Source organism: Kribbella sp. VKM Ac-2569 (assembly GCF_004216905.1).
Classification (GTDB): domain Bacteria; phylum Actinomycetota; class Actinomycetes; order Propionibacteriales; family Kribbellaceae; genus Kribbella.
Genome location: NZ_SGXJ01000002.1, coordinates 1,025,130 through 1,044,545, shown reverse-complemented (window position 1 = coordinate 1,044,545; position 19,416 = coordinate 1,025,130). Strand labels below are relative to the sequence as shown.

At 68.1% G+C, this 19,416-nt stretch carries 18 protein-coding genes; 8 read left to right on the top strand and 10 right to left on the bottom strand.

The genetic code is table 11. From position 1 onward, the window contains the following. The first annotated feature begins 45 nt into the window (after positions 1-45). On the top strand, positions 46-1,728 hold the full coding sequence (locus EV649_RS18115) for an ATP-binding cassette domain-containing protein (RefSeq protein ID WP_130384611.1): 1,683 nt from the start codon (positions 46-48) through the stop codon (positions 1,726-1,728). Between the two features lie 36 nt (positions 1,729-1,764). Beyond that, positions 1,765-3,519: a hypothetical protein gene (locus EV649_RS18110; RefSeq protein WP_130384610.1), complete on the top strand. Its 1,755-nt coding sequence runs from the start codon at positions 1,765-1,767 to the stop codon at positions 3,517-3,519. Here the strand turns inward: EV649_RS18110 and EV649_RS18105 are convergent. Next, on the bottom strand, positions 3,516-4,484 hold the full coding sequence (locus EV649_RS18105) for a hypothetical protein (RefSeq protein WP_130384609.1): 969 nt from the start codon (positions 4,482-4,484) through the stop codon (positions 3,516-3,518). The genes EV649_RS18110 and EV649_RS18105 overlap by 4 nt on opposite strands. Then, positions 4,481-4,993 carry a TetR/AcrR family transcriptional regulator gene (locus EV649_RS18100; RefSeq protein WP_130384608.1) on the bottom strand — a complete coding sequence of 171 codons (513 nt, stop codon included), beginning with the start codon at positions 4,991-4,993 and terminating at the stop codon, positions 4,481-4,483. The genes EV649_RS18105 and EV649_RS18100 overlap by 4 nt, the downstream gene beginning before the upstream one ends. 158 nt (positions 4,994-5,151) lie before the next feature. Between EV649_RS18100 and EV649_RS18095 the strand changes: the two genes are divergently transcribed. Then, a complete protein-coding gene (locus EV649_RS18095; protein ID WP_130384607.1) occupies positions 5,152-5,607 on the top strand; it encodes a nuclear transport factor 2 family protein in 456 nt (151 codons plus the stop codon). Between the two features lie 350 nt (positions 5,608-5,957). Here the strand turns inward: EV649_RS18095 and EV649_RS18090 are convergent, their stop codons facing one another. Beyond that, a complete protein-coding gene (locus EV649_RS18090) occupies positions 5,958-7,244 on the bottom strand; it encodes a citrate synthase (protein WP_241998319.1) in 1,287 nt (428 codons plus the stop codon). Between the two features lie 286 nt (positions 7,245-7,530). On the opposite strand from EV649_RS18090, the gene rplM reads away from it, so the two are divergent. Genes rplM through glmM form a run of 3 tightly spaced genes read left to right on the top strand, consistent with a single transcriptional unit; the run spans position 7,531 to position 9,885 of the window. Continuing rightward, entirely contained in the window at positions 7,531-7,974 is a 444-nt protein-coding gene (gene rplM, locus EV649_RS18085; RefSeq protein WP_130384605.1) for a 50S ribosomal protein L13, read from the top strand. Between the two features lie 35 nt (positions 7,975-8,009). Further along, on the top strand, positions 8,010-8,531 hold the full coding sequence (rpsI, locus tag EV649_RS18080) for a 30S ribosomal protein S9 (RefSeq protein WP_130384604.1): 522 nt from the start codon (positions 8,010-8,012) through the stop codon (positions 8,529-8,531). A gap of 7 nt (positions 8,532-8,538) precedes the next feature. Then, on the top strand, positions 8,539-9,885 hold the full coding sequence (gene glmM / locus EV649_RS18075) for a phosphoglucosamine mutase (protein ID WP_130384603.1): 1,347 nt from the start codon (positions 8,539-8,541) through the stop codon (positions 9,883-9,885). A gap of 51 nt (positions 9,886-9,936) precedes the next feature. On the opposite strand, the gene EV649_RS18070 is transcribed toward glmM, so the two are convergent. From EV649_RS18070 to EV649_RS18045, 6 genes are all read right to left on the bottom strand, one after another. Next, complete coding sequence (locus EV649_RS18070) at positions 9,937-10,737, bottom strand: ATP-binding cassette domain-containing protein (protein WP_130384602.1); 801 nt, start codon at positions 10,735-10,737, stop codon at positions 9,937-9,939. After that, entirely contained in the window at positions 10,734-11,612 is an 879-nt protein-coding gene (locus EV649_RS18065) for an ABC transporter ATP-binding protein (RefSeq protein ID WP_130384601.1), read from the bottom strand. The genes EV649_RS18070 and EV649_RS18065 overlap by 4 nt, the downstream gene beginning before the upstream one ends. Beyond that, positions 11,609-12,520 carry an ABC transporter permease gene (locus tag EV649_RS18060; RefSeq protein ID WP_130384600.1) on the bottom strand — a complete coding sequence of 304 codons (912 nt, stop codon included), beginning with the start codon at positions 12,518-12,520 and terminating at the stop codon, positions 11,609-11,611. Before EV649_RS18060 ends, EV649_RS18065 begins: the two co-directional genes overlap by 4 nt. A gap of 12 nt (positions 12,521-12,532) precedes the next feature. Then, positions 12,533-13,522 carry an ABC transporter permease gene (locus EV649_RS18055; protein WP_130384599.1) on the bottom strand — a complete coding sequence of 330 codons (990 nt, stop codon included), beginning with the start codon at positions 13,520-13,522 and terminating at the stop codon, positions 12,533-12,535. 13 nt (positions 13,523-13,535) lie between these two features. Continuing rightward, on the bottom strand, positions 13,536-15,230 hold the full coding sequence (locus EV649_RS18050) for an ABC transporter substrate-binding protein (protein ID WP_130384598.1): 1,695 nt from the start codon (positions 15,228-15,230) through the stop codon (positions 13,536-13,538). 147 nt (positions 15,231-15,377) lie between these two features. Beyond that, positions 15,378-16,586: an ROK family transcriptional regulator gene (locus EV649_RS18045; RefSeq protein ID WP_130384597.1), complete on the bottom strand. Its 1,209-nt coding sequence runs from the start codon at positions 16,584-16,586 to the stop codon at positions 15,378-15,380. 73 nt (positions 16,587-16,659) lie between these two features. Here EV649_RS18045 and EV649_RS18040 point away from each other — a divergent pair, with 73 nt between their 5' ends. Both EV649_RS18040 and ilvY read left to right on the top strand, forming a co-directional pair. Beyond that, a complete protein-coding gene (locus EV649_RS18040; protein WP_130384596.1) occupies positions 16,660-17,532 on the top strand; it encodes a substrate-binding domain-containing protein in 873 nt (290 codons plus the stop codon). Then, on the top strand, positions 17,507-18,346 hold the full coding sequence (ilvY, locus tag EV649_RS18035; RefSeq protein WP_198682549.1) for an HTH-type transcriptional activator IlvY: 840 nt from the start codon (positions 17,507-17,509) through the stop codon (positions 18,344-18,346). Before EV649_RS18040 ends, ilvY begins: the two co-directional genes overlap by 26 nt. Here the strand turns inward: ilvY and EV649_RS18030 are convergent. Further along, complete coding sequence (locus EV649_RS18030; RefSeq protein ID WP_130384595.1) at positions 18,270-19,334, bottom strand: LacI family DNA-binding transcriptional regulator; 1,065 nt, start codon at positions 19,332-19,334, stop codon at positions 18,270-18,272. The two genes, ilvY and EV649_RS18030, sit on opposite strands and share 77 nt — an antisense overlap. Positions 19,335-19,416: the final 82 nt, after the last annotated feature.

Sequence of the window (19,416 nt, the reverse complement as noted above, 5' to 3'; positions counted from 1 at the left end):
GATAACTGGTCGCGTGGGGGTTGCCGGGGCCGTCAGACTGGGGGGATGGGTCACGTGGATGTTGCCGGTGTGGGGTTCGAGCTGCCTGATGGGCGGGTGTTGCTGGACGACGTCACGTTCCGGGTCGGGGACGGCGCGAAGGTGGCGCTGGTCGGGGCGAACGGTTCGGGCAAGACGACCCTCACCAGGATCATCGCGGGCGACCTGAAGCCGCACAGTGGCAGCATCTCCCGGTCCGGTGGGCTGGGCGTGATGCGGCAGTTCGTCGGCTCGGTGCGCGACTCGTCGACCGTGCGCGACCTGCTGCTCGGCGTGGCGCCTGAGGCGATCCAGCAGGCCGCGGACAAGCTGGACAAGGCCGAGCAGAAGATGATGGACGCGGACGACGAGAAGACCCAGCTCCGGTACGCGCAGGCTGTGGCGGACTGGGGCGAGGTCGGTGGGTACGACGCGGAGGTCCTCTGGGACGTCTGTACGACGGCCGCACTCGGCGTACCGTTCGACCGCTGTCGCTGGCGTGAGGTGAAGACGCTGTCCGGCGGTGAGCAGAAGCGGCTGGTGCTGGAGGCGCTACTGCGCGGGCCGGACGAAGTACTGATGCTGGACGAGCCGGACAACTACCTCGACGTACCAGGGAAGCGGTGGCTGGAGGAGCAGCTGCGTAGCTCCGACAAGACCGTGCTGTACATCAGCCACGACCGGGAGCTGCTGGCCAACACCGCTACCCGGATCGTCACCGTAGAGCTCGGTGCGGCGGGCAACAACGCGTGGACGCACGGCGGCGGGTTCGCGACGTACCACGAGGCGCGGCGGCACCGGTTCGAGCGTTTCGAGGAGCTACGCAAGCGCTGGGACGAGGAGCACGCCAAGCTGCGCGCACAGATGCTCATGTACAAGCAGAAGGCGGCGTACAACTCCGACATGGCGTCGCGCTACCGGGCGTCGCAGACGCGGCTGCGCAAGTTCGAGGAGGCTGGTCCGCCGCAGGCCTTGCCACGCGAGCAGAAGGTCAGCATGCGCCTGACCGGCGGCCGCACCGGCAAGCGGGCCGTGGTGTGCACTGCACTCGAGCTGACCGGGCTGATGAAGCCCTTCGACCTCGAGGTCTGGTACGGCGAACGTGTCGCCGTACTGGGGTCCAACGGGTCCGGGAAGTCGCACTTCCTGCGGCTGCTCGCCAACGGTGGTTCAGATCCGGATGTGGAGCATGAGCCTGTTGGCGACGTACAGATCCCGTCCGTGGCGCACACCGGCAACGCCAAGCTTGGTGCGCGCGTGCGGCCCGGCTGGTTCGCCCAGACCCACGAGCACCCGGAGCTGGTCGGTCGGACGCTGCTGGAGATCCTGCACCGTGGTGACGACCACCGTGACGGCATGGGGCGCGAGCTGGCGTCGCGGAAGCTGGACCGGTACGAGCTGGCGCACGCGGCCGAGCAGACCTTCGACAGCCTCTCAGGAGGTCAGCAGGCCCGTTTCCAGATCCTCCTCCTGGAGCTGTCCGGTGCGACCCTGCTGCTCCTCGACGAGCCCACCGACAACCTGGACGTCGAGTCGGCCGAGGCGCTGGAGGAGGGCCTCGACTCGTTCGACGGTACGGTCCTCGCAGTGACCCACGACCGCTGGTTCGCCCGGGGCTTCGACCGCTACCTGGTCTTCGGCGCCGACGGCTCGGTCTACGAACCCGACGAGCCGGTCTGGGACGAAGGCCGCGTAGAAAGGGCCCGCTGACCTTAGAGTTCTCCCACACTTGGAGGGGGAACTGCGATGAGAGGCGATCTGGCCGCCCGCTGGGCCGGCAGCGTGGTCCCGAGCTGGCTCTACCGCTGGCTCCTGCCGGTTGTCTGGCTCGGGGCGATCGTGGCGTCGGTCGCCGGTGACACCGGCCGTTGCTCGATCGAGGACCCCACGGTCTGCGGTCCGGACCGGACGTTCTCGCTGGTGATGATCGCCTGCTTCGCGTCGCTCGTCCTGCTGTGGTGGCGGCCGATCGTCGCCGCGGCCTCCGGCGTGCTGTTCATGGTCCTCGACCTCCGGTACGACAACGTCACCTCAGCGCGGATCGGCTGGACCGTGTACGGCGTCCTGTGTGCCGTACTGCTGATCTGGATCGTCACGAGCCGCCGTAGGCAACAGTCCCTGGCCGCGCGGATGCCGCGACAGCAGGTGCAGGTGCCGGCGGCCGCACCGATCGGTGTGACCAGCCGACTCCTCGTGGCGGCTGGTCTGGTGCTGGTGGGCGCCGCCGCGCTCGGTCTGATGCACTGGCAGGACCAGCGCGAGGAAACACACGTACGACGTGCTGTCGAGCAGACAGCTGTCGTGAAGGGCACGAACGACGACGGGGACCTCGTTCTGCAGCTGCCCGACGGCCGCAGTCACACCGTGACCGTGGTTGACGACTACGAAACCGGCGCGCAGGTCCCGGTCCTCGTCGACCCTGCCGACCCGGACTGGCTCCGGCTGCGTGCAGAGCTCGCCGACTACACGTTCTGGTACACGGTGGCCGGTGGTGCTTGGGCGCTGGCCGTCCTGTTCCTGCTACGCGACATCCAGCTCCGCAGGGCTCGCCCGCGCAGGTTCTGGAACGGACAGGCTCTGCCGGTCCGAATCGAGCCAGACGCCTCCGCTGCGTTCGCGGTCCGGTCGGCGGACGGCGCGGTCCTGCTGGGCTTTCTCGAGACCGACCTGGACGACGAGGAGAGCGACCTGCGGTTGTTCGACGCCTTCACGGCGCTCGACAAGGACGAAGAGGCCGCACCGGCCAAGCTCAAGCGGGAGTGGGCCGAAACGCTCAAGCGGTACCGCGGCGACGCACTGCTGGTAGGCGACCTGGCTGAGGGCAGTTGGCCGACGCTCGTGCTCGGCGATCACGTTCTTCGACCAGTCAGCCCGTTCCGGGCGCCGCGGCGGATGCCGTGGCGCGCCGAGTCCACGCAAGGCTTGTCCGAGCAGCACTCAGACACCAGCAAGCCGTCCGAGTCGACGGTGGATCCAGCGCGGGAGGTGCCGACGCTGCCGTGGGAGGTCCCACTGCAGACGCGGGCGTGGTGGAATCTGCCGGCGTTCATCGCCGTACTGGTAGTTGCGCCGGTCGCAGTCGGGACCTTTGCGAGCTGGGGCGATTGGTACGCCGCCGTCATGGCGACCGTCATCGGTGCACAGCTGGTGCATTCACTCGGTTCACGTGCGCTCTACCGAGTGACCGCCACCGCGACTGACCTGTGGATCCGCACCGGCTGGCTCGAGCGGCGCCTGTCGTGGCGGTTCGTGGAGTCGGTCGAGGTCGAGGAGGAAGGGCTCAGCCTGGAGGCAGTTGACGACTGGCACGTCGTCGGCGGTATCGCGGACAAGGAGCTGGCCAACGTCGCTGCCGTGTTCGAGACGCTCCGGCTGCGTTCGCGCACCGGCCTGCCGGACGAGCCCGTCGCCCGCAGGCCCTCGCCGGTTCTGCTGATCAACGCTGTCTACGTGGCGGTCTGCGTCCTCATCCTGGTGCTGACCCGCTGGAACCCGTTCTAGGTCGCTACACACCAGCCGTCGCGGTACGCCGCCCAGTGCTCGTCGGTGGCCGCGAAGTCGACGTACAGGGCCAGACCGAAGTTCTGTCGCGGTGAGTCGCCAAGACCGAGGCGTGCGCCGCGGACCGCTGCGCTGACGGTCTCCGCGTTGCCCCAATGGGCCGGGTTGTTCTCCCAGTACGCCGGGAGTCCCATGAGGAGGTCCGTGGCCGGTGGGGTGACCTCCAGCGCCAGCTTGGTCTGCTTGGCGACGTACCCGCCGTACAACGACTCCATCGGCAGTGCGGTGTCGTAGGACATGACGGCGACCTGGTTGACCCGTTCCGCGACCTGGCGGAAGTAGTCCTGCGACCACCACTTGTCGACGGGGAGCTTGTGCAGGTACCAGAGCGGGTCGATCTGCGCCGCCGCAACCGACAGCGTCGTACCCAGCGCACGGGTCTCGTCCAGCACGGCCAGGTAGCCCTTCGACCCGGACCGTACCGGCTCGAAGTCGTAGTGGATGCCCTGAAACCCCTGCTGCAGAACGGCAGACGCCGAGTCGACCACCCGCTGGCGGACGGCCGAGTCATCGAGGTTCATACCGGGATCCTTGCCCGGCTGTACGACGTCACCGAGCCAGGCCTGCACGCGTATGGCGGGAGCCGCGGCATGCACCGCATCGACGAACCAGCGTGCCTTCGGCGAAACCTTTGCCAATGGCAACGAGCCGTCGTGCTCCAACGGACCGGTGTGCACGTAGAGGTCGCGGATGCCGGTGCCCTGCAGCCGCTGCGCCAGCGCGGTCACGTCGGCGGCGGTCTTCCGGCCGTCGACCCAGGCGTGACCAAGCCAGAGCGCGTCCTGGTTGCGGGTCCGGGCCGTCGGGTCGCCGGCGTACTGCACGCGCAGCGAGATCGCGTAGGCGCCGAGCGGAACGATCAGAAGGAGTAGCAGGACAACGACGATCTTGAGGACGCGCTTCACCCGCGAGGCTTCAGGCCGTCGTAGATCAGCGCGAGCATCCGGTCGCGGGTCTCCGGATCGAGCTTGGCCGCGGTCGCGCCGCGGGACGCGCCGATCAGCAACGCGTACACCTCGGGCATCTCCGCGTCCGCCCGGACCGCGCCGGCCTTCTGTGCCGCGGTCAGCAACCCGCTGAACGCCTCCCGCATCCCGCGACCGGCCTCCCGTGCCTCCTCGCCGGCCGCCGCCCCCGCCGCGGTCAGCGCTTCGGCGATCGCGAGCTTCGACGCGGACTCCGACACGACCTGCGTGAAGAACTCGAAGAACGCCGTACCCGGGTCGTCGCTGCCGGCCAGCTCCAGAGCCCGGTCCCGGATCCGCTCCAGGCGCAGCGTCAGCACCGCCTCGAGCAACTCGGTCTTGGTCGCGAAGTGCCGGAACACCGTCGCGATCCCGACCCCGGCCAGCCTCGCCACATCGTCGGTCGACGCCCCCGGCGACCGCCCGAAGACGTCGTCTGCGGCCGTCATGATCCTGGCCCGATTGTCCCGTGCGTCTGCTCGCACCCCAGCTCCCCTCCGTCGCACCTCAGCCTAGAAGACGCCGCGAACGCCACCAGGGTTGTAAACGAAGTCGAGACTCCATATATTCGAAGTCATCACTCCGTTTATACCCTGTGAGGAATCCGATGACTCCTGAAGAGGTCTTCCTGAAGCTCGTGCACGGCGTCGCCGACCGCGACTTCGCCGTCCTGCCGGACCTGTACGCCGAGCAGACCGACGTCCGGCACCCGATGAACCCGTACGGCGACCACCCGCTGCTCAGCCGGGACGCGCTCCGTGAGCACTTCGGCGGGGTCGGCCCGCGGGTCACCGAGGTGGTGCGCTTCCAGCCGGACAACATCCGGGTGCACGAAACCACCGACCCCGAGGTGATCGTGGCCGAGTTCGAGTACGACGGCACGATCGTGGCCACCGGCGAGCCGTTCCGGGTGCCGGCGATCTTCGTACTGCGGGTGCGGGACGGGCTGATCGTGGAGTCCCGGGACTTCATCGACCACCTGTCGATGATCCGCGCCCGCGGCCAGGTCGACCAACTCGTCGCACACCTGAAGGAACCGGCCGAGGCACCGGCCGCGTCCTAGTCCCCAGAGGCGCCGAACGGCCCCGGACCGCGACAGAACTGTCCGCCCGGGGCCGTTTCCAATCCCCAAGGACACCGCTTCGCGGCGGCTGTCTTGGATGGCTGGTGGGACTGGGGACACCCTGTGGGGGCGGTGGACAGGAAATAGCCTGTCTCGACACCCCAGCGCCTGTTCCCAGTCCGGGGGACGGGGCGCAGCCACGCGCGGGTGCCGTGCTGATGCCGCGATGCTGACCGTGGTGTCGTGCAGTTCTCGGCGCCAGTACCTCGGGCCGTGTGCGCGCCACGACACAAGACAGCCGCCGCGAAACGAGGGTTCGTTTCGCGGCGGCTGGTCGAGATCTTCCGGGGTTAGCGGTCGCCCATCGGGACGTACTGGACGCCTCGGGCGCCGGTGTAGATCTGTTTCGGGCGGGCGATCTTCTGGTCGCCGTCGCCGAGCATCTCCAGCCACTGGGCCAGCCAGCCGGAGGTCCGCGGGATCGCGAACAGCACGGTGAACATGTCCGGCGGGAACTCCAGCGCCTCGTAGATCAGGCCGGAGTAGAAGTCGACGTTCGGGTAGAGCTTGCGGGAGACGAAGTACTCGTCCTCCAGCGCGATCTTCTCCAGCTCGACGGCGATCTTCAGCAGCGGGTTGATGCCGGTGACCTCGAAGACGTCGTCGGCGGCCTTCTTGATGATCTTGGCCCGCGGGTCGTAGTTCTTGTAGACCCGGTGGCCGAAGCCCATCAGCCGCTCTTCGCCGTTCTTCACGCCCTCGATGAACGACGGCACGTTGTCGACCGAGCCGATCCGGCGGAGCATCTTCAGCACGGCCTCGTTGGCGCCGCCGTGCAGCGGGCCGTAGAGCGCGCCGATCCCGCCGGCCACCGCGGTGTACGGGTCGACCTGGGTCGAGCCGATCGCGCGGACCGCGTTCGTGGAGGCGTTCTGCTCGTGGTCGGCGTGCAGGATGAACAGGATCTCCAGCGCCCGCACCAGGCGGTCGTCGGCGGCGTACTTCGGCTCGCTCATCTTGAACAGCATCGACAGGAAGTTCGCCGTGTAGCTGAGCTCGTTGTCCGGGTACACGTACGGCTTGCCCTGGGCGTGCCGGAACGCGAACGCGCCGAGCGTCGGCATCTTCGCGATCAGCCGCCGGATCTGCAGCGCCCGGGACTCCTCGTCGAAGATGTTGCGCGACTCCGGGTAGAACGTGGACAGCGCGCCGACCGAGGCCAGCAGCATGCCCATCGGGTGCGCGTCGTACCGGAAGCCCTGCATGAAGGTCTTCAGGTTCTCGTGCACGAACGTGTGATACGTCACGTCGTGCGCCCAGGCCTCGTACTCCGCCTTGTTCGGCAGCTTGCCGTTCACCAGCAGGTAGGCCACCTCGAGGTAGTTCGACTGCTCGGCGAGCTGCTCGATCGGGTACCCGCGGTACTCCAGGATGCCCTTGTCGCCGTCGATGAAGGTGACGGAGGAACGGCAGGACGCGGTGTTGACGAAGCCGGGGTCGTAGGTGGCCAGGCCACCGTCGCCGTCGGATGCGCTGATCTGCTTGAGGTCTGCGGCACGGATGGTGCCATCGGTGATGGCAAGGTCGAAGTCCTTGCCGGTCCGGTTGTCCCGGACGGTGAGCGACTGTTCGGTCACAATGCCCTCTTCGGAAGCTGGCGTCATCGCCTGGATGAATGAGGGTAGATCAGCCGGCGGGACGCGATTCGGACTGCAATCTTCACCGCTAAACTAGTGCTGTCCTCAGCTGCTTCCAAGCCGGGGGCCCCTCGGCGTGTGGGCTCACTTTGACCCGGACATGGCCACGCCGGTATTCTGGGCTGCTGTTGTGCGTTCCAGGTCCGGTACAGACACTGTTCTTGTCGGCTGACCGCTCGCCGACGTCCAGTTTTGTTCAACCTCTGAGAAACGAAGGTCAACGACCGTGCGCACGTACAGCCCGAAGCCTGCTGACGTCACTCGTGAGTGGCTCGTGATCGACGCCACCGACGTCACGCTCGGTCGGCTCGCCGTCCAGATCGCCACCCTGCTGCGCGGCAAGCACAAGCCGACGTTCGCTCCGCACGTGGACGGCGGCGACTTCGTCGTGGTCGTCAACGCTTCCAAGGTGGCCCTGTCCGGCACCAAGCGGACCGACAAGCTGGCGTACCGCCACTCGGGTCACCCGGGTGGTCTGACGGCGACGCCGATCGGCGAGATCCTCGACAAGGACCCCCGGAAGGCCGTCGAGAAAGCCGTCTGGGGCATGCTCCCGAAGAACCGCCTGAGCCGGAAGCTGCTGACCAAGCTGAAGGTGTACGCCGGTCCGGAGCACCCGCACACGGCGCAGCAGCCGAAGCCGTTCGAGATCACCCAGATCGCCCAGTAAGCGATCGACGAACCAGGTAAACGAGGATTCACAGCGTGAGCGACATCACCACCGAGACCGAAGAGCTCGAGACCGAGGTGCCCATCGACACCGAGGGCCCGGTCGCCTACACCTCCGAGACGAACCCGGCTCCGGAGCAGCGCGCCGAGACGGGTCGGGTGGCGGTCATCAACCCGGCCGGCGCCACTGGTCGCCGCAAGGAGGCGATCGCCCGGGTGCGGATCGTCCCGGGGACCGGCAAGTGGAAGGTCAACGGGAAGGACCTCGACGTCTACTTCCCGAACAAGGTCCACCAGCAGCACGTGAACGAGCCGTTCGTCGTCGCGGGCCTCGAGGGCTCGTACGACGTGATCGCCCGGATCAACGGCGGCGGCATCACCGGCCAGGCCGGTGCGCTGCAGCTGGGTGTGGCCCGCTGCCTGAACGCGGCGGACCTCGAGGCCAACCGCCCGGGCCTGAAGAAGGCTGGTCTGCTCACCCGCGACTCGCGGATCAAGGAGCGTAAGAAGGCCGGTCTCAAGAAGGCCCGTAAGGCGCCTCAGTACAGCAAGCGCTGATCACCTGATGGGGCGTTTGTTCGGCACGGACGGAGTCCGTGGCCTGGCGAACGTGGACCTGACCGCGGAGCTGGCGCTCGACCTCTCGGTCGCGGCAGCTCACGTACTCGGCGAGGCCGGTGCCTTCGAAGGGCACCGGCCACGCGCCGTTGTGGGCCGGGATCCGCGTGCCAGTGGTGAGTTCCTGGAAGCCGCCGTGGTGGCCGGTCTGGCCAGCGCCGGCGTCGACGTGGTCCGGCTCGGCGTGCTGCCGACCCCGGCCGTTGCGCACCTGACCGGTTCGACCGGCGCCGATCTCGGCGTGATGCTGTCCGCCAGCCACAACCCGATGCCGGACAACGGCATCAAGTTCCTGGCTCGCGGCGGGATCAAGCTCGACGACGTGATCGAGGACGCCATCGAGGCCCGGATGGGCGAGGAGTGGCAGCGCCCGACCGGTGCGTCCGTCGGCCGGGTGACCGACGACGGGCAGGGTTTCGAGACGTATGTCTCGCACCTGGTCCGCTCGTCACCGAACCGGTTCGACGGGCTCAAGGTCGTGATCGACTGCGCCAACGGCGCGGCCTCGCAGACCGCGCCGGAGGCACTGCGCCGGCTCGGCGCCGAGGTGATCACGGTCGGCGCCGCCCCGGACGGGCTGAACATCAACCTGAACTGCGGCTCCACGCATATCGATGGTCTGCAGCGTGAGGTCGTCGGGCACCGGGCCGATGTCGGGATCGCGCTCGACGGTGACGCGGACCGCTGCCTGGCGGTGGACGCGAACGGCGAGCTCGTCGACGGCGACCAGATCCTCGCGATCCTGGCGCTGGCGATGCGGGACAGCGGCAAGCTGTCGAACGACACCGTGGTCGCGACCGTGATGAGCAACCTGGGCTTCGTCCAGGCGATGGTCCGGGAGCGGATCGCGGTCGAGCAGACGAAAGTCGGCGACCGGTACGTGCTCGAGGCGATGAAGGCCGGCGGCCACAAGCTCGGCGGTGAGCAGTCCGGGCACGTGATCCTGTCCGACCACGCGACCACCGGCGACGGCACGCTGACCGCGGTCATGCTGCTCGCCCGGGTGGCTCAGACGGGCAAGAGCCTGGCCGATCTGGCCGGTGCGATGACCCGCCTCCCGCAGGTCCTGGTCAACGTGAAGAACGTGGACAAGTCTCGCGCGGGCACCGACCCCGCGGTGCAGTCCGCGGTCGCCGAGGCCACCACGCGCCTGGGCGACACCGGCCGAGTCTTGCTCCGCCCGTCCGGCACCGAGCCACTCGTCCGCGTGATGGTCGAAGCCGAGTCCTCGGACACAGCCGACGAGATCGCCCACTCCCTCGCAGACGTGGTCGCTTCCTCCCTGAAGCTCTAAAAGCAGCACGGTACGCCGGAGAGCCGCCTGGCCCTCCGGCGTACTTGTTGTTTACGGGCGTAGTTGGGTCAGGCGGCGTTCTGGGGCTGGGGCGGCTTCGGCGAGGAGTTGGGTGTACTCGTGTTGCGGGTTCAGGATCACGTCGTCCGCCGGGCCGCGTTCGACCACGACACCGCCGTACAGCACCATGATTTCGTCGCTGAAGTGCCGTGCGGTGGCGAGGTCGTGGGTGATGTAGAGGACGCCGAGGTTCTCCTCGCGTTGCAGGGTCGCGAGCAGGTTGAGTACGCCGAGGCGGATCGACACGTCGAGCATCGACACCGGCTCGTCCGCGACGAGGATCGCCGGTTCGGGGGCGAGCGCCCGGGCGATCGCGATGCGCTGCCGCTGACCACCGGACAACTCGTGCGGCTTCCGGTGCGCGAAGTCCTCGTCCAGCCGGACCCGGCGGAGCAGCTCCAGCACCCGCTCGTCGACCTGCTCGCGGGTGAAGTCCGGGTGATGGAGCTTCACCGGCCGCTCCAGGTGATGGCTGATCGTGTGATACGGATTCAGCGACGCGAACGGGTCCTGGAACACCATCTGCACGGCCTTCCGGTACGCCGCGGCAGACGCACCGTGGTACCGCATCGGCTCGCCGTCCACCAGGATCGCTCCGGACGTCGGCCGTTCGAGCTGCATCAGCAACTTGGCGATCGTCGACTTGCCCGAGCCGGACTGTCCGACCAGCGCGATCGTCCGGCCCGGCGTCAGCTCGAAGCTCACCTTGTCGACGGCGCGCAGCCGCGTGGTCCGCAGACCGTTGCGCAGCCGGTACTCCTTGACGACCTCGCGCATCTCCAGCACGCTCATCCGGCCTCCACGGTCTGATCTGTCTCGTCCAACGCGATGTCATCGGTCAGCTCGCCGGACCGTACGAAGCCGCCGCGTTCACCGGTCAGGCTGGGGAAGGACGACAGCAATCGCTTCGTGTACGGGTGTTTGGGCTTGGTGTAGAGCGTCAGCGCATCGTCCAGTTCGACGATCAGACCGGCCCGCATCACCGCGATCCGGTCGCTGATCTCGAGCAGCAGCGGCAGGTCGTGGGTGATGAAGATGACCGCGAACCCCAGCTCCGACCGGAGGCGCGTGATCTCCCGGAGGATCTCCCGCTGCACGACCACGTCGAGCGCGGTGGTCGGCTCGTCCATGATCAGCACCTGCGGATCGAGGGCCAGTGCCATCGCGATCATCACCCGCTGCCGCATCCCGCCGGACAGCTCGTGCGGATAGGCGCGAAGCCGGTTCCGGTCGACGCCGACGAGTTCGAGCAGCTCGCCGCAGCGGATGCGCCGCTCTGCCTTGCTCAGCTCGGGCCGGTGCGTGATGAACACGTCTTCGAGCTGTTCGGAGATCCGCAGTACCGGATTGAGCGAGTTCATCGCGCCCTGGAAGACCATCGCGATCTTGTCCCAGCGGAACGCGCGCAGGTCGTCGCCGGCCAGGCTCGACAGGTCGACGTCGTACCCCTCGCGGGACGAGAACACGACGCGTCCGCCGGTGATCGTCGCCGGCGGCTTGAGCAGGCGGGTGATCGCGTACGCCAGCGTCGACTTCCCGCAGCCGCTCTCACCCGCGAGCCCGAGGATCTCGCCGCGTTCCAGAGTGAGTGAGACCTCGCGTACGGCGTGCACGGTCGTCTCGGCGCGGTAGTCGATGCTCAGGTTCTCGATAGTCAAGACACTCATGCCTTCACGCTCCACTTGTTGCGTTCGGCGCGGGTCTGCGAGCGCAGCTTCGGGTTGATGATCTCGTCGATCGAGAAGTTGATCAGCGACAGCGCCGCGCCGAAGAGCGCGATCGCCAGGCCGGGTGGCGCGAACCACCACCAGGCGCCGAGCCGGAGCGCGAGCCCGTTCTGTGCGTAGAAGAGCATCGTGCCCCAGGTGAACGATCCGGACGCGCCGAGCCCCAGGAACGACAGGCCGGCTTCGCCGAGGATCGCGAAGATCACCGCGAACACCACCTGTGACGCGAGCAGCGGGATCAGGTTCGGCAGGATCTCGACGAGCAGGATCCGCCAGCGTTTCTCGCCGCCGATCCGGGCCGCGAGCACGTAGTCGCGGCTGCGCACGCTGAGCGTGAACCCGCGCAGCACGCGCGCGGACCCGGCCCAGCTGGTGATCGCGAGGACCGCGGCCACCAGCCAGATCGACTTGTTCGGCACGTAGCTGGAGATCACGATCACCAGCGGCAGACCGGGAATCACCAGCATGATGTTGGTGAACAGCGAGAACGCCTCGTCGGTCCAGCCGCCGACGAACGCGCCGACGATGCCGAAGAACGACGAGAGCAGCAGCGTGATCGCACCGACCACGACGCCGATGATGAGCGAGCCGCGGGTCGCGTACGCGAGCTGGGCGAACACGTCCTGACCGCTCTGCGTGGTGCCGAGGAGGAAACCGTTCCCCGGTCCGGTCAGGCCGACGTCCCGGACCGTGGACGGGTTGCCGACCAGCAGCGGACCGAGCACCCCGAACAGGATGATCAGGCCGGCGATGCCCAGGCCGACGGCGAGCTTGACGGTCATCGGCGGTAAGGTCCGGCGGCGGATCGGGGCCGCCACGGCGACTGCGCCTTCAGTGGTTGCTGTCATGTTCACCCCTCTCTAGGACCGCGCACGGGTGCGTGGGTCGATGACGCCGTACAGGAGGTCGACGAGCAGGTTGGCGCCGAGGACGGCGAGCGTGATGATCAGGAAGACGCCCTGCATCAGCGCGTAGTCGTTGTTGCCGACGGCAAGCAGCAGCGCCGAGCCGATCCCCGGGTACGAGAACACCGCCTCGGTGACGATCGACCCGGCGACCACGAAGCCGAGCGAGATCGCGAACCCGGAGATGGACGGCAGGACCGCGTTCCGGGCGACGTACCGGGACCGGATCCGTCGTGGGGTCAGACCTTTCGCCTCGGCGGTCACGACGAAGTCCTCGGACATCGTCGAGACCATCATGTTGCGCATCCCGAGCATCCAGCCGCCGACCGACGAGATGACGATCGTCAACGCCGGCAGGGCTCCGTGGTACAGGACGGACTGCGCGAACGGCAGACTCCAGCCCGGCGTCACGGAGTACACGTCGTACCCGCCGCTCAGTGGGAAGACCGGCCAGGTGCTGCCGAGCAGGAAGAGCAGCAGCAGTGCGAGCCAGAAGTACGGCACCGACTGCAGCATCGTGGTGACCGGGATCAGGTTGTCGACCCAGGAACCGCGCCGCCAGCCGGCGGCGCGTCCCAGCAGGATTCCGATCGCGAACGAGATCAACGTCGCGAGACCGATCAGGCCGACGGTCCAGGGCAGTGTCTGGCCGATGACCTGGGACACCGGCGCCGGGAAGTACGCGATCGACGTACCCAGGTCGCCGGTGACCAGGTGATGCAGGTAGGTCCAGTACTGGTTCCACAGCGACGAGTGAGTGTCCGTGCCGAGCAGTGCCTCGATCGCGTTCCGGGTGGTCGGTGTGACCGGTCCCTTGGTCGCGAGCTTGGACAGCATCAGGTCGACCGGGTTCCCCGGCATCAGCCGGGGAACCAGGAAGTTCAGCGTCAGGGCCGCCCAGAGTGCGACGACGTAGAAGGCGAGTTTCCGTAGCAGATAGCGCACAGCCGGCCCGCGCTCAGCTGGCGGGCTTGATCGTCTTGAGGACGATGCCGGCGTCCCAGGCCTTCCAGGCCGCGGGCAGGACGTACATGTTGTCCTTGGTCGGCCAGCCGGTCGCGCGCGAGGTGTTGAACTCGGTGAGCATCGAGTTCACGTAGACCGGGATGTAGGGCAGCTGGTCAGCGATGATCGACTGGATCTTCGCGTACTCCGCCTTCTGCGCGGCCTGGTCCGTCGTACCGGCGGCCGTCTTGAGAGCAGCGTCCACGGCCGGGTTCGAGAACCGGGACTGGTTGCCGGCCGACGCGGACTTGCCGACCGGTGCGGTGTTCGTCGTGGCGAGCTTGCTGTCGTAGGTGAAGTACGGGTTCGTGGACGCGCCGAGGCCGACAGAGTCGAGCGACAGCTGGAACTTGCCGTTGGTCTGGGCGGCGTTCCACTCGTTCCAGGACACCTGACTCGGCTTGAGCTCGATGCCGACCGCGGCCAGCTGCTGCTTGAGGGTGTCGTTGATCAGGATGTAGTCGCTCCACCCGGTGACGGTCTGGACGGTCAGCGACAGCCGCTTGCCGTCCTTCGTCCGTACGCCGTCACTGCCCTTCGTCCACCCGGCCGCGTCGAGGAGCTTGCCGGCCTCGTCGGCGTTCGCGCTCTGCGGGAGCTTCGCCGTACCGGCGTCCGCGATCCAGTTGTCGTCGCGGCCCGGGAGCAGCATCGTCGGCGAGCCGACGCCCGCGACGCCACCGCCGGCCAGCTTCGCGAGCTGTTCGCGGTTCATCGCCAGGTAGATCGCCTTGCGCACGGCCGGGTCGGTCTGCGGCCCGGCGCACCCGAGGGCGGCGTTGGAACACGTCACGACGACGGTCGTCATCACGGGCGTGTTCACGTAGGTCAGGTTCTTGCCGGACTTCATGATGTTGTCGATGCCGGGCAGGTAGGCGCTGGCCCAGTCGACCTTGCCTGCGACCAGGGCGGCGCTGGCGGCGTCCGCGGACGCCACCGGCAGGTAGCGCACCTCCTTGATGGTGGGCTTGCCCGCCTCCCAGTACTGCTCGTTCTTCGTCAGTACGAAGCTCTGCGGCGTGTACGACTTCACCTTGAACGGGCCGGTGCCGACCGGGTTCTTGTTGAGGTTCGTCGTCGGGTCCTTGATGTCCTTCCAGATGTGCTCGGGCACGATCGCCTGGTTGGCGAGCACAGCCGGCTCCTGCATCAGGGACTTCGACTTGAAGGTCAGTACGGCGGTGTCGTCCGACGTGGCCTTCGCGGTCGCGGCGAGGCCGGACGGGTTCAGCGCCGGCGTCTTCGAGACCAGGTTGAACGTGAAAGCGACATCCTTCGCGGTGAACGGCTGGCCGTCGTTCCACTTCACGTCGTGCCGGAGCTTGATGGTGAGCTCGGTCCCGGCGGGGTTCCACGAGAAGCCCGAGGCGAGCACCGGCGTCGGGTCGGACTGCTTCGCGAAGTTGTACCAGTACAGCGGCTCGTAGATGACACCCAGCGTCGGCTGCAGCGCGGTGCTGCTGAACGGGTTGAAGTTCTCGGTGGTGATGTCGCCGGCGGCGACGGTGATGGAGGCGTCCTTGTTGGCGGTCTGGTTGCCCGCCGCGGCGCCTTCACAGGCGGCGAGCAGGAGGGCGGTGGCGGTCGCGGCGGCTGCGGCGCTCACCAGGCGCCGCACCCGTGGGCGGTTCGTCGGGTTCCGGAGCATTGATCGATTCCTTTCCAACGCGGTCGTCGAACGCGTCACCCGGCACCCGCCAGGGAAGCTGGCCGTAACTTAGTTCGCCTAATAAACAAGGCGCAAGGGTCAGACCAGTAACGGTTCGACAGCGAAGGGTGCCTGTCCAGCCAGGACCTAGGCGGAGATCGCGCGCTCCGAGCGGAGCATCATCAGCGCCGCGCCGATCGCGGCGGCGTCGTGACCGCGCTCGTCGAGCACCACTTCGGTGTTCACGGCGCGCCCGAACGCGGAGCTCAGGATCCGCTCCTGGATGATCGGCAGGTAGATCGTCCCGGCGACGGCGAACGCCGGCCCGGTCAGCACCAGCAGCTGGACGTCGTACATGTTGGTGATCGTCTGCGCGCCGAGCGCGAGCCAGGACGCGGAGTCCCGCAGAATCGCGTCGGCCCGGGAATCACCGGTCAGCGCCAGCCGGGCGATGGCGGCGAAGGCCGCGACCCCGGTACGCCGTGGTGATCCGAGATCGAGCCCCGCCGCGCGCGCCTTGGCGACGACCGTGGCCGGACCCGCGATCGCCTCCAGGCAGCCGGTGCTCCCGCACCAGCACTGCGGACCGCCGATCTGGACGCAGATGTGCCCGACCTCGCCGGCGTTGCCGTGGGCGCCCTGGTAAACGTTGCCGTTCAGCCGCAGACCGGACCCGATGCCCTCGCTCATGAACAGCGCGGCCATCACCGAGACGTCGTGGCTGGTGGTGAGCCGGGTGCCCGCGGCGGCCGCGGTCGCGTCGTTCTCCAGCAGCGCGGGCAGGCCGAGCCGTTCCTCCAGCCGGCGATGGATCGGGAAGCCGACCCAGTGCGTCATCGACGGCGGCGCGGACGTGACGCCGCGGTTGCGGATCAGCGGCCCGGGACACACGAAGCCGAGTCCGAGGACGAGCGACGAGTCGATCCCCGAGCGGTCGATCAGCTCGGTGGTCTCGGCCGCGATCCGCTCCACGACCTGCTCCGGATCGCTGTCGTCGCCCGGCCCGGCGCGCCGCCAGCGGGCCACGACCGCGCCGGCGTAGTCGACCAGCACGTACGTCAGGCTGCCGGCGCTCAGATGTACGCCGACGACGTACCGGGCTGCTGCCCTGATCCGCAGCATCGTGCGAGGCTTGCCACCGGTGGACGAGCCGCGACCGGCCTCGTCGACGAGCCCGTCGTCGATCAGCCGCCGAACCAGCGTGGTGACCGACGGGGCGGTGAGTCCGGTGATCTGGGTGAGTTCCACCCGGCTGACCGTGCCGGCGGAGCGGATGCTGTCCACAATGAGGGCGCGGCTGTTCGTCGGTGCCGGGTCGTAACCCGGTGATCGCGACGCGTCGCTGACCTGCTGCATCGGGACATCCGCTCTCTGCCGAGTTTGTTAGGTCTGTGAATATAGTGGCTTCGGTGGCCTTGGAGGGGAGTCTATGCAGGACGTGACGCGGGAGCGGATCGCCGGGCTGGTGCTGGCGCGTCCCGGGCGGTTGCTCGGGATGGAGCCGTTCATGGCCGACGTCGTCCAGGGGATAGAGGAGGTCTTCGACGGACGCCGGGTGAGCCTGCTGGTCGAGTTCGCGGCCGACATCGCCGACGAGATCGCGATCTGGCAGCGCTGGGTGGCGAACGACCACGTCGACGGCATCGTGATGGTCGACCTCCGGGCGAAGGACCCGCGGCTCGCCGAGCTCGAGCGGCTGGGAGTGCCGGCGGTGCTGCTCGGCGGGCCGGAGCTGCAGGCGCCGATCACGAACGTGCTCGTCGACAACGCCGAGGGCGCCCGGGCCGCCGTTCGCGCGCTCGCGGATCTCGGGCATCGCGACATCGCGCGGGTGAGCGGTCCGCGGGACATGCTGCACTGTCAGGCCCGTGACGACGCGTTCATGGAGACGTGCGCGGAGCAGGACGTGCAAGGCCGGGTCATCGAGGGCGACTACTCCGAGGACGCGGGCCGGGAGGCGACCCGGCGGTTGCTGACCGGCAGCCAGGTCCCGACGGCCGTTGTGTACGACAACGACCTGATGGCGATCGGCGGTCTCGCCGCGGCCAGGGACCTGGGCGTCAGCATCCCCGATCAGTTGTCCGTGATCGCGTGGGACGACACAGCGGTCGCCCGGCTGGCGCATCCGCCGTTGAGTGTCGTGACGGTCGACGTCCACGGTCTCGGCACGATCGTCGGCGAGGCGATCCTCGCGGTCATGCAGGGCGGCGAGGTCACGACCTACCAGGTCCCGAAACCGACGATCCGCCTCGCCCAGTCGACCGCGAAGCCCGCACATGGCGGTGACCTTGGAGCACCGTGAGCTCGAACTCTTCCTGCATTTGGCGCGGACGCTCAACTATGGGCGGACCAGTCTGGAATGTCATGTCAGTGCGGCCACGCTGACGCGGACGATTCAGCGGTTGGAGACCCGGGTCGGGGCGCAGCTCCTCGATCGTGGGCCGCGGGGCGTTGTGCTGACGGCGGAGGGGCGGCGGTTCACGACGTACGCCGAACAAGCGCTGGAACTGTGGGCGGATTATCGATCCGGCTCCGCGGAAACGGCCGGCCTCAGTGGCGAACTGCGGATCTTCGCGACCGTTACCGCCTGCCAGACTCTGCTGCCGGATTTGCTGGCTCCGCTGCGTGCGGAACATCCGCAGATCCGCCTCGACATCCGCACCGGCGATGCGGCCGCTGCCCTGGCTCGCCTGGACGAAGGCGAGGTGGACGCGGCCGTTGCGGGCATTCCCAAGCGGCTCCCGCAAACCCTGGTGAGCCGGCCTGTCGCAGTCACTGACCTCGTCCTGGTGAAAGCCCGCGAGGGTTCGTCCGACGGACCGTACGTCGTACCCGCCCGAGGGCTCGTCCGCGAAGCCGCGTTCCGCTGGTTCCGGAAGACTGGCGTGAAGCCGGCAATTGCTGCCGAACCGGACGGGCACGAGGCGCTGCTCGCCCTGGTGGCGTTGGGTTGCGGGACCGGAGTGGTTCCGAGGCTGGTGCTCGAGTCGTCCGCCGTACGCGATCAGCTCGTCGAGCTGCCGGCTGACCTGGAACCTCTCACGATCGGGCTTTGCGCGCGGCGCGCCGACCTGCACCGGCCTTTGGTCGCGGCGCTCTGGGACCTGCGACCGTAGCGCCGGGGTAGAGCTTGGCGGGGACGAGTTGCGGCGGGAGCAGGTCGTCGCCTTCGAGCTGACGGAGGAGGGCCTGCGTGCCCAGTTGGCCGAGCTCAGGGCCGGGGGTGCGCATCATGGTGAGTTCGGGGTCCGCCATCGCCGCGGTCTCGGGGACCGTCAGCAAGGACAGGACGGAGATGTCGCCGGGGATGTCGTGACCGGTGTGCTTGAGGCCGGCGACGACGCCCAGGGCGGCGTACTCGTTGAGGACCAGGATCGCCGTGGTCTCGGGGTACTCGGTCAGCACTTGCGCGGCGGCGGCCTTGCCGGCCTGGGTGGTGTCGGAGCAGGGGATGATCCTCATCGGCAGGTCGTACGACGCGACGACGCGGCGGTACGCCTCCTCGGTGCGTACCCACGGGCCGTAGTCGTGGAACCGCGGATCGTCCAGGTCGCCGGAGATCAGCACGAGCTCGTGATGCCCGTGCTCGCGCAGGTGCTTGACCGCGTCCTCGACCGTGGTGTCGAAGTCGATGTCCACGTGCGACAGCCCTGCGAGCTCCGTCGTACGCCCGATCAGCGAGAACGGCGTACCGGACTGGCGCAGTACGTCGACCCGCGGGTCGACCAGCTGGACTTCCATCAGTACGACGCCGTCCACCAGGCCCTGCCCCAGCAGCTCGCGTAGCTCCACGCCGTCGTTGCCGACCGGCCACAGCACCAGGTGGTAGTCCTCCTTGCGTGCCGCCTCGGCCGCGCTGGTGAAGAACTCCGAGGTCGACATCCCGAACCGGTGTTCGAGCGCCGGGTAGGCCATCGCGACGATGTGGGTCCGCCGGCTGGCCAGCGCGCGAGCGACCATGTTGCGGCGGTACCCGAGATCGAGCATCGCCTGCTCGATCCGCGCCCGGGTCGCCGCCGTCACCGGTTTGGTGTCGTTCAGCAGGAACGAGACGGTCGCGATCGAGACCCCGGCCCGCTGAGCGACGTCTTTCATCGTGACCATCGATCGACCCCCTCTGAACTCTTGACAGCGGTGTGACGTACGGAACATAGTCCTTCAACGCCTCAGTTAAGCGGTTTACCGC